Here is a 13,228-nt window from a genome sequence, read left to right on the forward strand (position 1 = left end):
ACGAGGAGGAGGACGAGCGATGGCCAGCAAATATATCGCGTTACCGAAAGGCGTCTCCGAGAAAACCTTTACGGCGGCGATCGCGGAGTTTCGGAGGGTGGTGGGTCAGGACTCCGTCCTCGTGACGGCGGAGCAGCTTGCTCCTTACATTAAGACTATGATGCCGGTCCCGGATGCGGACCATACCCCGTCCGCGGCGCTCCTGGCGCAGTCGGTGGAACAGATCCAGAAGATCGTCGGGATCTGTAATAAATACAAAGTCCCGATCTGGATGATCTCGACCGGCCGGAACTTCGGCTACGGTTCCGCGGCGCCGGCCGAACGGGGCCAGGTGGTGCTCGATCTGAAACGGATGAATCGCATTCTGGAGGTCGATCCGGACCTCTGTTTTGCGCTGGTCGAACCGGGCGTCACGTATAAACAGCTCTACGACTACATCCAGGAGCACAAGTATCCGCTCTGGCTCTCCTGTCCCGCCCCATCCGCTATTGCCGGACCGACGGGCAATACGCTGGATCGCGGGGTCGGCTATACGCCCTATGGAGAACATTTTCTCTTCGCCTGCGGCATGGAAGTCGTTCTCGCAAACGGCGAGGTGCTGCGCACCGGGATGGGATCGCTGCCGAAGTCGAACACCTGGCAGGTCTTCAAGTGGGGATACGGACCCTACCTGGACGGGATCTTCACCCAGTCTAATTATGGCATCGTCACCAAGTTCGGATTCTGGCTGATGCCCGCCCCTCCCGCGTTCAAGCCTTTCGTCATCCAGTATGAGCAGGAAGACGACATCGTGGAGATCGTGGAGACCATCAGGCCGCTCCGTATCAGCGGGGTCATTCCCAATGCGGTCGTGATCGCCCATGCTTTGTATGAAGCGCCGACGAAGGCCAAGCGGAGCGACTATGTCACCGGGCCCGGGGCAATCACCGATGAGGCCGTGCGGCAGATCATGAAGGATCACAAGCTGGGGGCCTGGAATGTCTATGCGGCCCTCTACGGCACGCAGGAGCAGATTGACGTGAACTGGAAGATCGTGACGGAGGCATTCAGCAAATCGAGCAAGGCGAAGATCCTGACGGAGCAAGAAGCGGGCGATGACCCGGCCTTCCAGTATCGCGCGGCCTTGATGCGCGGCGACATGACCCTCAAGGAATTTTCCCTCTACAACTGGCGCGGCGGCGGCGGCTCCATGTGGTTTGCGCCGGTCTCGCAGGCCCGCGGGAGCGAGACGCTCAAACAGATGGCCATGACCAAACGCATTCTGGGGAAATACGGATTGGACTATTCCGGCGAGTTCATCGTCGGCATGCGGGACATGCACCATATCGTGGACGTGCTCTATGACCGGACCGATCCTGCCGTCGTGAAGGCCGCGTACCAGTGCTTCGATGAACTGCTCACGGAGTTCTCGGCGGAGGGCTACGGCACCTATCGCGTCAATACGGCCTTCATGGACAAGGTGGCGCACACCTATGGTCCGGTACAGCGCCATGTCCACAAAACGCTCAAAAAGGCACTGGATCCCAACGGGATTCTTGCGCCGGGGAAATCCGGCATCCGATAGCCCGGCGGCTCGTTTCGTTCAGCCGATGCGATGAATATCGCGCGTGAAGGAGCGACACATGACCAACATACCCAAGATGCAAACCAGAGAGATTAAAGCGGCGGTGGTCCGCAAGAAAGGCGGACCGTTCCAGGTCGAGACACTCACCTTGGAAGCGCCCCGTCCCGACGAGGTCCTGATCCGGATTGTCGCGACCGGCATGTGCCACACCGACATGGTGGCACGAGACCAGCTCTATACCGTCCCGCTACCGGTTGTCCTCGGCCACGAGGGGGCCGGTGTCGTCGAAGGGGTCGGCAGCAACGTCAAGAAACTCGCGCAGGGCGATCATGTCGTGCTCACCTACATGTGGTGTGGCCACTGCAAACCCTGCCTGCGCGGCGACCTGACCTACTGCGCGAATTTCTATTCATTGAATTTCGGCGGCGCCCGTGAAGACGGAAGCACCGCCACGCGCGACAAACAGGGCGCGGTTCACGACCACTTTTTCGGGCAGTCTTCGTTCGGCACCTTTGCGCTCGCCCACGAGCGTAACGTAATCAAGGTTCCGACCACTGCACCGCTGGAATTACTCGGCCCGCTCGGCTGCGGCATTCAAACCGGCGCGGGAGCCGTGCTGAATGCCTTGAAGGTTAGGCCGGGCAGCAGTTTCGCCGCGTTCGGCGGCGGCGCCGTCGGGTTGAGTGCCGTGATGGCCGCCCGTGTGGCCGGTGCGACCACCATCATTGCCGCTGATGTTGTCCCGTCGCGTCTTGCACTGGCCAAGGAACTCGGAGCGACCCATACCGTCAACAGCCGTGAAACGGATCCCGTCGAGGCCGTGCGCAAGATCACCGGCGGCGGCGCCGACTTTTCACTCGAATCGAGCGGGCGTCCTGCCGTGCTGCGCCAGGCTATCGACGCGCTCGCGATTCGCGGGGCCTGCGGCATCGTCGGGGCTCCGGCGTTGGGTACTGAAGCCAGCTTCGATGTGAACGGCGTCATGACGACCGGCAAACGGATCATCGGCATCATCGAGGGCGACAGCGTCCCGGATCTCTTCATCCCGAGCCTCGTCGAACTCTATACGCAGGGACGTTTCCCGTTCGACAAGCTGGTGAAATTCTACAGCCTCGACCAGATCAATCAGGCGGCGGAGGACAGCGAGAAGGGCATCACGATCAAACCGATCGTCCGTATCGGATCGTGAACGCTGGTCACTGGGCATCTCTCCTTGTGTCTCGGCTGCTGGACCGGAGTGTTAAGGAATCTTGAAGATCGCATTGATGGGAGCCACCGGCTTTGTCGGGTCGGCTATTTGACAGGAAGCGTTGAATCGTGGGTATTCTCAGACAACGGGTATTCCTCAACGGGCCGCTTCGTCGAGCTCCGGCGAGGCGCCCACTCACTAGTGTGTGTGGGCAACGCGCAGAAGATAGAGCGGATGATCTTTTCGATCGTTATCCGGTTCAGCCTTAGGGACGTCGGCGCACCGTTCGCCACTACTAAAAATCCCATACGTCACCGCCGACGCGGCAGCAGTCACCGGATACCGGAATGATGAAGTTGAATAAGATTTGGCTCGTGAGGATCGGATTCATTGCGGTGGCGGCGGGGCTCATCTTTCTGGCCTGGCGCTATTTGCAACCGAAACACCTGGGTGATGGCTTTGCGAGCGGCAACGGCCGCATCGAGGCAGTGGAGATCGACATCGCCGCCAAGACCCCGGGCCGTATCAAGGACATTCTTGTGAATGAGGGAGACTTCGTCACCGCCGGGCAGGTCCTCGCGCGCATGGACACCGAGGTGCTCGAGTCCCAACGCCGGGAGGCCGAGGCGCAGTTGCGACAGGCTCAGAGTGCGGTGGAACGATCCCACAGTCTGGTGGCGCAGCGCGAGGCCGAGAAAGTCGCGGCCCTGGCAGTGGTGGCGCAGCGCGAAACGGAGCTGAAGCTGGCGCAAAAGCGCCAGGCGCGCTCCGAACCGCTCGCGGCCGATCAGGCCATTGCCCTTCAGGACCTGGACGATGCTCGCGCCGCTGCCCGTGGTGCGCAGTCGGCGGTCAGCGCGGCAAAGGCGCAGGTGGCGGCCGCGGAGGCCGCGATCGCGACGGCTCAGACTCAGGTGCTCGAGGCCCAATCCGTGGTCGAAGCGGCGCGGGCGACGATCGAACGACTCCAGGCGGATATCGACGACAGTACGCTGAAAACACCCCGGGACGGCCGTGTGCAGCATCGCATCGCCCAGCCCAGCGAGGTGCTCAGCGCCGGCGGCAAGGTGCTCAACCTCCTCGATCTGGCCGATGTCTACATGACCTTTTTTCTCCCCACGGCTGCCGCCGGCCGGCTCGCGATCGGTTCCGAGGTGCGCCTGGTGCTCGATGCCGTGCCCCAGTACGTCATCCCCGCGAAGGTGTCCTTCGTAGCCGACGCCGCCCAGTTCACGCCCAAGACCGTGGAAACTGCCATCGAACGTGAGAAGCTCATGTTCCGGGTGAAGGCGCAGATCGACCCGGAGCTCCTCAAGAAGCATATCCATCAGGTCAAGACCGGCCTGCCGGGGATGGCCTATGTGCGCCTCGATCCCAACGTCGAGTGGCCTGCCGCTCTACAGGTAAAGTTGCCGTAATGACCCACGACCGGCCATCTACCACCGCGATGGCAGCAGAGGAGGCGTCGGTCGTACGCATCTCCAACGTCAGCCTGCGCTACGGCAAGACACTCGCCCTGGATGGCATCACCCTCGATCTGCCGGCGGGGAAAATGGTCGGGCTGATCGGACCGGACGGCGTGGGCAAGTCGAGCCTGTTCTCATTGATCTCTGGTGCCCGCGCGATCCAGGAAGGGCGGATCGACGTGCTCGGCGGCGACATGGCCGAGGCGCGCCACCGTCTGGCCGTGTGCCCGCGCATCGCCTACATGCCGCAGGGTCTGGGCAAGAACCTCTATCCGACGCTGTCGGTGTTCGAGAACATCGACTTCTTTGGCCGCCTGTTCGGCCAGCACGACGCCGAGCGGGCGCGGCGCATCGACGACCTTCTCGACAGCACCGGGCTGACGCCGTTCCGCGATCGGCCGGCGGGCAAGCTTTCCGGCGGCATGAAACAAAAACTCGGACTGTGCTGCGCGCTCATTCACGATCCGGATTTGCTGATTCTCGACGAGCCGACTACCGGAGTCGATCCTTTGTCGCGACGGCAATTCTGGGATCTGGTCGAGCGCATCCGGACCGGACGGCCCGGCATGAGCGTGCTCATGTCGACCGCCTATATGGAGGAGGCCGCGCGTTTCGCCTGGCTGGTGGCGATGGACGCCGGCCGCGTGCTGGCCACCGGCACGCCTCAAGATTTGCTCGCGCGCAGCGGCACCGCCTCCCTTGAGGAAGCCTTTATCGCACTGCTGCCGGAGGAAGAGCGACGCGGCCACCGGGCCGTGGTGATCCCGCCCCGCACAGGGGACGACGGCGACATTGCGATCGAGGCGAAAGACCTGACGATGCGCTTCGGCGACTTCGTCGCGGTCGATCATGTGACCTTTCGCATTGAGCGCGGGGAAATCTTCGGCTTTCTCGGCTCCAACGGCTGCGGCAAGACCACGACCATGAAAATGCTGACAGGCCTGCTGCCTGCCGGCGAGGGACAAGCCTGGCTGTTCGGCCAGGCGGTGGACCCGAAAGATCTCAAGACCAGGCAACGCGTCGGCTATATGTCGCAATCCTTCTCGCTCTACTCAGAGCTGACCGTGCGCCAGAATCTGGCCCTGCACGCCAAGCTGTTCCATGTGCCGGCAGAGGAGATCAGCGGCCGGGTCGAGGCAGTGGCTGCACGCTTCGATCTGGCCGACGTGATCGACGCGCGGCCCGATGCCTTGCCGCTGGGCCACCGCCAACGCCTGTCCCTGGCGGTGTCGATGATCCATCGGCCGGAGATGCTGATCCTCGATGAACCCACCTCCGGCGTCGACCCGATCGCCCGCGATGCCTTCTGGCAGATCATGATCGACCTGGCGCGCCGGGATAAAGTCACCATTTTCATCTCGACCCATTTCATGAACGAGGCCGATCGCTGCGACCGTATCTCGCTGATGCATGCGGGCCGGGTGCTCGTCACCGGCTCACCGGCCGCGCTGACGGAGCAGCGCGGGGCGAAGACCCTGGATGATGCGTTCGTCGGCTTTCTGGAAGAGGTCGTGGCACAGGACAAGACGAAGGAGTCGCCGTTGCCCGCAGGCAGGGTGCCGTCTCCGGCCCCTGCCCCCTCCGCTCCTCCGACACCCGGCCCGAAGGCCCGTGACAAGAGGCGGGCGTTCGATCTTGGCCGCCTGTTCAGCTACACCCGTGTCGAGGCCCTCGGACTGCGTCGTGACCCGATTCGCGCCACGTTGGCGCTGCTCGGCAGTATCCTGCTGATGTTTGTCATGGGCTACGGCATCAGCATGGATGTCGAGGACTTGTCCTTTGCCGTGCTCGACCGCGACCAGTCCTCCACCAGCCGCGACTACGTACTCAACCTCGCCGGCTCGCGTTATTTTATCGAACACGCGCCCATCTCCGACTATGCCGAGCTGGACCGGCGCATGCGCAGCGGAGAGCTGAGCCTTGCGCTCGAAATTCCCCCCGGCTTCGCCCGCGATCTGGGCCGGGGTGAACGGGTGGAAATCGGCGCCTGGATCGACGGGGCCATGCCCCAACGTGCCGAAACCGTGCAGGGCTATGTGCGCGGCATGCACGCCCATTGGCTGGCCGATATGGCCTCTCGCCGGTTCGGACAAAAGCCGGCTGCCGGGTTGGTCAACATCGAAACCCGGTTTCGCTATAACCCCGACGTCAAGAGTCTGGTCTCGATGGTGCCGGCAATGATCCCGCTGCTGTTGATGCTGATTCCATCCATGCTCACCGCGCTCTCCGTTGTGCGGGACAAGGAGATGGGCTCGATCGTGAACCTCTATGTCACGCCGGTGACCAGGTTGGAGTTTCTGCTGGGCAAGCAACTGCCCTACATCTTGCTAGCCATGCTCAACTTCCTGGTCATGGCCGCGCTCGCGGTCACCGTCTTCGGCGTACCCATGACCGGCAGTTTTCTCACCCTGGCTGCCGCAGCGCTGCTCTATGTCATCTCCGCCACCGCCATGGGACTCTTGATTTCCGCCTTCATGCGCAGCCAGATCGCCGCCATTTTCGGCACCGCGGTGCTCACCATTCTGCCGGCGACGCAGTTCTCCGGCATGATCGATCCGGTCTCCTCGCTGGAAGGCGTCGGCGCCCTGATCGGCCGTCTCTATCCGACCACCCATTTCCTGACCATTTCCAGGGGGACGTTCTCCAAGGCGCTGGGTTTCGCCGACTTGCAGCCCGCCCTGTTGGCCCTGGCGCTGGCCGTGCCGGTGTTGATGGGGCTCTGCGTCGCCCTCTTGAAAAAGCAGGAGGCCTGAATGCGCGCCGCGAACATTCTGCAGCTGGGGATCAAAGAACTCTACAGTCTGGCCCGTGACTCAAGGCTGCTGATCCTGATCGTCTACTCGTTCTCCGTTGCGATCTATATCGGGGCGACGGCCATGCCGGAAACGCTTAACAAGGCCCCGATCGCCATCCACGACGAGGATCGGTCGCCGCTCTCGGCGCGCATCGTCGGCGCGTTTTATCGCCCGCACTTCATAACCCCGGCGTTGGTCTCCCAGGCCGGTATGGATTCAGGCATGGACGCCGGCCTGTTCACCTTCGCGCTCAACATTCCGCCGGAATTCCAGCGCGACCTGCTGGCCGGACGGGGGCCGACGATCCAGCTCAACGTCGATGCCACCCGCATGAGCCAGGCCTTTGTCGGCAGCGGCTACATCCAAGCCATTATCAGTGACGAAGTGAGCGAGTTCGCCCAGCGCTATCGCGGAAGCCCCGCGCCACGGGTGGATCTGACGCTGCGGGCGCGCTTCAACCCTTCGCTGACCCAGACCTGGTTCGGCGCGGTGATGCAGGTCATCAACAACGTCACGATGCTGTCCCTCGTGCTCACCGGGGCCGCGCTGATCCGCGAGCGGGAGCGCGGCACCATCGAACATCTGTTGGTCATGCCCGTGACGCCATTGGAGATTATGACCAGCAAGGTCTGGCCGATGGGGTTGGTCGTCCTTGCCGCCTGCGCCTTCTCACTCCTGTTCATCGTACAAGGGCTGCTGGCGATGCCTATCGAGGGCTCGCTCGCCCTGTTTTTCGCCGGCGCCGCCGTGCACCTGTTTGCCACCACCTCCCTGGGCATCTTTATGGCCACCGTCGCACGCTCGATGCCCCAGTTCGGTCTGCTGCTGATGCTGGTCCTGATCCCGCTGAATATGCTGTCCGGCGGGGCCACGCCGCGCGAGAGCATGCCGGAGTTCGTGCAGACCGTGATGCTGGTGGCGCCCACCACCCATTTCGTCGCGCTGGCCCAGGCCGTGTTGTATCGCGGCGCAGGCCTGGAGGTAGTCTGGCCACAACTCATCAGCCTCGCGGTCATCGGCGCCGCCTTCTTCGGTGTCGCGCTGGGCCGCCTCCGGAACACGATCGGGCAGATGGCGTGAGCGGACAGCTGGACGTCGAGGATCACGGTACTGAACGCTCCCCGCGGGAGCAGGCAGGTCGGGCACAAATCTTTCGCGCCGGTGTGTTCCTGCCTTCGATCCGGATACCGGTTTGCGAGCGGCGAAGGGTCGATGAACAGATGCAACTGAGGGAGGCTTCTGATGCCGGATGAACAATGGATTGAAATCGGCGCAGTCGGAGAGCTGAAGCTCAAACCTTTGCAGGAGATCATGTGCGGCACGACGCCGATCGCCCTGACCTACAAGAACGGGTCGTTTGCCGCGATATCCGGCGCCTGTAACCACGTCGGCGGTCCCTTAGGCGAAGGCACCCTTGACGGCGAGTACGTCGTCTGTCCCTGGCATTACTGGAAGTTCCATAGGCAAACCGGCCAGGGGGAACCGGGATACGAACAGGATCAGGTTCCGGCCTATGCGACCAAGATCGAGAACGGCCGCCTCTTCATTGACCTTTCCTCGGCCTCGAAACGGAAGAAGCAACCTCACCAACCTCATCCATTGGCCCGTCCGGTCGTCCGTCAGCCGGGCTCGATCCGCGTGGTGGGGATTTCGACGACATCGATGACGCAGGAACATCCGCGCTACAGCGCATCGGATGCGTTGCTCGATGCGGCATTGGAGCATGCCAAGACCGCCCTCCTGCTTGAGACGCAATGCATCAGGCTCCGCGAGCTGAGCTTTCGGGCGTGCGAGGGGTTCTATTCGAAATCGGCCTATGCCTGCACCTGGCCCTGTTCCATTACGCAGATGGATCCGGAGGACCAGCTCGATCGTGTGTACGAGGCCATCGTGCACTGGGCCGACGTCATCCTGATCGCGACCCCGATCCGGTGGGGCAACGCCAGCAGTCTGTATTACAAGATGGTCGAGCGGATGAACTGCATCCAGAATCAGGACACCATCGCGAACAAACACCTGCTCAAGAACAAAGTCGCGGCCTTCATCATCATGGGCGGGCAGGACAATGTGCAGGGCGTGGCCGGTCAACTCATGACCTTCTTTTCCGAAGTGGGCTGCCAGTTCCCGCAATTCCCGTTCATCGCCCATTCACGGGGCTGGAGCGCGGAGGATATGGAACGGAACGTGAGGGAGGTGCAGAACAGCCGGGAACTCCGGGAAGGGGCGCAGGAGCTGGTTACGAGGGCGGCCGCCATGGCGAGGTTGATGGTCGAAGGGCAACTGCCGGAGCATCCCCTGGCGCGCGGCGGCCGCAAGGCGCATCACCTGGATAGTGAGTGAGCAGATAGCCGGTTCGTTCGCCGGGGCTAGGCGCGTTTCCAGCGGTTGTGGATCCAGAACCAGTTTTCGGGATGGCGGCGGATGAGATCCTCAAAGAGGACGTTGATGGCCCTGGTGTAGATCGCGATGCGATCGGCCTCGTCGGAGACCGGCGGAAAGGCGACGGGCTGGAACACCTGCCGGAACCGGTCGCCTTCACGCAAGGTGTACGTAATGAGGACAGGCGCGCCGGTGCGCACATGGAGCAGCGCCGGCAGCGTGGTGGTGGCGGCTGTCCGGCCGAAGAACTCGACGGACAGGCCGGACGACAGACTCTGGTCGATCAGGATGCCGACGATGGTTTTGGCTTTCAAGCATTTGAGCGAGGCTTTCACCGCCTCTTGCGCAGGAATGATCTTCATGCCCCCGGCCAGCCGTTTGCGCTGCACCCATCGATTGACGTAGGGGTTGTGCACGGGGCGGGCGATCGCGGTCATGGAGCCGAACAGACGCTGGACGAAGGAGCCGGTCAATTCCCAATTCGTGAAATGGGCGGTGAGCAGAATGACACCCTTCCCTTCCCCGATCGCCCGCTCCATATGTTCGCGTCCTTCCACCTCCACGAGGTCTTCGATGGGGCGGCGGGCAAAGTCCGCGATACGCACAAATTCGACGGCCGTCCGGCCGAGGTTGCGCCAGACCGCCTGCGCAATCCCGGCTTTCTCCTCTGCGGATTTGTCGGGAAAGACGCGGGTGAGATTGTCCAGGATCAGCGCCTGGCGTTTGGGAATGATGGTCGGCAAGCGCAGGCAAAGCCATTCGCCCAGCGCGATCGCCCAGGTGCCTGGAAGGGCTTGCAACAGCAGGTCAACAAATCGGAGCAGGACATACTCACAGAGATATTTCATCGGCGGTGGGCGAGGATCGGTTCAGACTCGCTGTGTGACGATCGTTGGTGGTCCTGAGGCACAGTGAGGCCTCAGGATAGGCGAGTCGACGAGGTTCCGCAATCTTTTTACGCTGCGGCGAGCCGGGCGGGGTGAAAGGAATGCGCCGCCGTTGCGTACGGGCATGGGCGAAGGCATACTACGATTCGGTATGGATGAGGAATCACCCGCAAAGTCCGCTGAGTCAGATACGGCGCAATACTGCGCTCTCCTGAAAGTCTCCGAGTCCGTCGCGGCTCACCGTGACCTCCAATCGCTCTTTCGGGACCTCGCGCTGCGCCTTCCGGCCGTGGCGCCGTTCGATTTCATCGGCCTGGTCCTCCATGACCCGGCAAAATATGTGATGCAGGTCCATGTGCTGGAAACCGCGGCCGCCCGGCCCGACACCGGCAGACTCGACGGACTTGAGCTGCCGATCGAGGAATCGGCTACCGGTTGGGTCTGGACCCATCAACAACCGTTGATCATCCCGTCGCTCGCCGATGAAACCAGATTCTCAAAAGGCATGACGGCCCTCCGGGGGATCGGCGTCCAATCGGTGTGTCTCCTGCCGTTAACCACCGCGATGCGCCGGCTGGGGGCGATCGGATTCGGGAGCCTGAAGCCCCAGGCCTTCGGCGACAAGGACCTGGCCCTTCTCGAGCAGGTGGCCAAACAGGTTGCCGTGGCCGTGGACAACGTGCTCAATTTTGCCAGCGCGGAAGCGTCGAAGCAGGCGCTGGTCCGGGAACGAGACCGGCTGAATCTGCTGCTGGAAATCAACCATGCGGTCAACGCGACGCTCGACCTAAAAGCACTGCTGGGGGCGATTGCCACGGCGCTTCGCCGCGTCATGCCGCACGAACGGACCGCGTTGCTCTTGTACGAGCCGGATCAAGAGCAGTTCAGGCTTCATGCCCTCAATTTTGATCTCACGAAGGGGTTTCTTTCTGAAGGCTGGCTGACGCCCGTCGACGGGTCCCCGGCAGGGATCGCTCTCCGCTCCCGCAAACCGTTCTATTATGCCAGAGCCGATCTCCAGGGGTTTCGTTCCGATGTCGCCGAGCGTCTGTTGGCAGAAGGCATTCAATCGGCCTACTGTTTCCCCCTTCTCTCTCACGACCATGTCCTGGGCGTGTTGACGATCAGTAGTCTGACCGAAAAAACGTTCGAGGCCGATGACCTCGCACTCCTGGGGGAGGCGGCCAAACAGATCGCCATCGCCGTCGAGAACGCCCTGAACTACGGCCAGGTCCTCAAAGCCCGTCAGGAATTGGCCCGGGAGCGGGACCGGCTGCAGTTGCTGCTGGAGACGAACAATGCGGTCGCCTCTCATCTGGAAGTGCGGGATCTGTTTGAGTCCATCACCGCCAGTATCCGCCGTGTGCTGAAGGCGGACGTCATCAGTCTGACTATCCTGGACCCCGAGTTGAATCAATTGAAGCTGTACGCTTTGGACTTTCCCGGACGGAAGGGATTTCTCGAAGAAGGCACCACCTGCACGCTGTGCGGGTGCCCGGCGACCACGGCGATCACGCAGCGGGAACCGGTGGTGCTCAACCGGCAGGACCTCGATCAGTCGGAGAGCACGGTCTCCAAACGGCTCGTGGCCGAAGGGGTCAAGTCGGCCTGCTGCGTTCCCCTGCTGTTGCGGGACCGGACGCTCGGGGCCTTGAACGTCGGCAGTCTTGAGGACGCAGCGTTCACGCAGGCGGATGCCGAGATGTTGAGCGAGGTGGCGAAGCAGATCGCGCTGGCCGTCGCCAATTCAATCGCCTATCAGGAGATCGCCGCGCTGAAAGACAAGCTGGCGAAGGAAAAGTTGTACCTCGAGGAGGAAATTCAGACCGGATACAACTTCGAGGAAATCGTCGGCGACAGTCAGGCACTGAAACGGGTGCTCAATCAGGTCCAGACGGTGGCGGCAACCGATTCCACCGTATTGATTCTGGGCGAGACGGGCAGCGGAAAGGAGCTGGTCGCGCGGGCGCTCCATAATCTGAGCGACCGGCGGGAACGGACCTTCGTCAAGCTCAACTGCGCGGCCATTCCAACTGGTCTGCTCGAAAGCGAACTGTTCGGACATGAAAAAGGGGCCTTCACCGGGGCCATCGCCACGAAGATCGGACGGTTCGAATTGGCGGATCGCGGGACCCTGTTCCTCGACGAAGTGGGTGAAATCCCCCTGGAGCTGCAAGTGAAGCTGCTCCGGGTGCTGCAAGAGCAGGAATTCGAGCGGCTGGGGAGCACACGCACCATTCGCGTCAATGTCCGGGTGATCTCCGCAACGAATCGCGATCTGGCGCAGCTTGTGGAAGACCGGGAGTTTCGCAGCGACCTGTACTACCGGTTGAACGTGTTTCCGATCACTGTGCCGCCCCTCCGTGAGCGCGCTGAAGACATTCCGGCGCTCGTCCGACACTTTGCTCAGAAATTCGCGCTGCGCATGAAGAAGCGCATCGAGACGATTCCCGCCGAGGCGATGAAGGTTCTGCAGCAATACGCCTGGCCGGGCAACGTGCGGGAACTCGAAAACTTTATCGAGCGCGCGGTGATTCTGACGCAGGGGCCGGATCTGTCCGTTCCGATTGCCGAGCTGAAACGGACGCAGAACCATACGAATCATTCCACGACCACGACGCTCGAGCAGGCGGAGCGGGAACATATTCTGAAAGCCCTCAGTGAAACCGGCTGGGTCATCGGAGGTTCCTCAGGGGCCGCAGCCAGGCTCGGCATGAAACGCACCACCCTCCAATCCAGGATGCAGAAGCTGGGGATTGCCCGTCCCGGCTGAGCCTCTTGAACCAGACAGTTCATTCAGGCCGCCAGGGCTTGAATGACGCCCCGAGTCAGATCCACTTCCAGTCGGCGGTCTCCGCGCCGTGCTTCTCCAGGACTTCACCGGGTGGCGAGGTCTTGGGCTGGGTCTCCCCTCGCCGATTGTCCCCACTGTAATAATCGACCGACTC

At 62.3% G+C, this 13,228-nt stretch carries 8 protein-coding genes; 7 read left to right on the plus strand and 1 reads right to left on the minus strand.

Annotation, left to right across the window (positions count from 1 at the left end; all coding sequences use genetic code 11):
- The first annotated feature begins 19 nt into the window (after positions 1 to 19).
- The 6 genes from ACO9S2_RS07835 (at position 20) to ACO9S2_RS07860 (ending at position 9,354) form a co-directional block, all read left to right on the plus strand.
- On the plus strand, positions 20 to 1,564 hold the full coding sequence (locus tag ACO9S2_RS07835) for an FAD-binding oxidoreductase (protein WP_423721405.1): 1,545 nt from the start codon (positions 20 to 22) through the stop codon (positions 1,562 to 1,564).
- 58 nt (positions 1,565 to 1,622) lie between these two features.
- On the plus strand, positions 1,623 to 2,753 hold the full coding sequence (locus ACO9S2_RS07840; protein ID WP_423721406.1) for an NAD(P)-dependent alcohol dehydrogenase: 1,131 nt from the start codon (positions 1,623 to 1,625) through the stop codon (positions 2,751 to 2,753).
- 347 nt (positions 2,754 to 3,100) lie between these two features.
- On the plus strand, positions 3,101 to 4,171 hold the full coding sequence (locus tag ACO9S2_RS07845; protein ID WP_423721407.1) for an HlyD family secretion protein: 1,071 nt from the start codon (positions 3,101 to 3,103) through the stop codon (positions 4,169 to 4,171).
- Complete coding sequence (gene rbbA, locus ACO9S2_RS07850) at positions 4,171 to 6,972, plus strand: ribosome-associated ATPase/putative transporter RbbA (RefSeq protein ID WP_423721408.1); 2,802 nt, start codon at positions 4,171 to 4,173, stop codon at positions 6,970 to 6,972. Before ACO9S2_RS07845 ends, rbbA begins: the two co-directional genes overlap by 1 nt.
- Positions 6,973 to 8,094, plus strand: coding sequence for an ABC transporter permease (locus ACO9S2_RS07855; RefSeq protein WP_423721410.1), 1,122 nt, complete (start codon positions 6,973 to 6,975; stop codon positions 8,092 to 8,094).
- A gap of 162 nt (positions 8,095 to 8,256) precedes the next feature.
- Positions 8,257 to 9,354, plus strand: a complete 1,098-nt coding sequence (locus ACO9S2_RS07860; protein ID WP_423721411.1) for a Rieske 2Fe-2S domain-containing protein — start codon at positions 8,257 to 8,259, stop codon at positions 9,352 to 9,354.
- Positions 9,355 to 9,380: 26 nt separating this feature from the next.
- Here ACO9S2_RS07860 and ACO9S2_RS07865 read toward each other — a convergent pair whose 3' ends face one another.
- Positions 9,381 to 10,241 (minus strand): lysophospholipid acyltransferase family protein, encoded by an 861-nt coding sequence (locus ACO9S2_RS07865; RefSeq protein WP_423721412.1) that lies wholly within the window; start codon positions 10,239 to 10,241, stop codon positions 9,381 to 9,383.
- 190 nt (positions 10,242 to 10,431) lie between these two features.
- Between ACO9S2_RS07865 and ACO9S2_RS07870 the strand changes: the two genes are divergently transcribed.
- Positions 10,432 to 13,053: a sigma 54-interacting transcriptional regulator gene (locus ACO9S2_RS07870; RefSeq protein ID WP_423721413.1), complete on the plus strand. Its 2,622-nt coding sequence runs from the start codon at positions 10,432 to 10,434 to the stop codon at positions 13,051 to 13,053.
- Positions 13,054 to 13,228 lie beyond the last annotated feature (175 nt).

The sequence above is a fragment of the Nitrospira sp. NS4 genome (assembly GCF_049546785.1).
GTDB lineage: Bacteria > Nitrospirota > Nitrospiria > Nitrospirales > Nitrospiraceae > Nitrospira_D.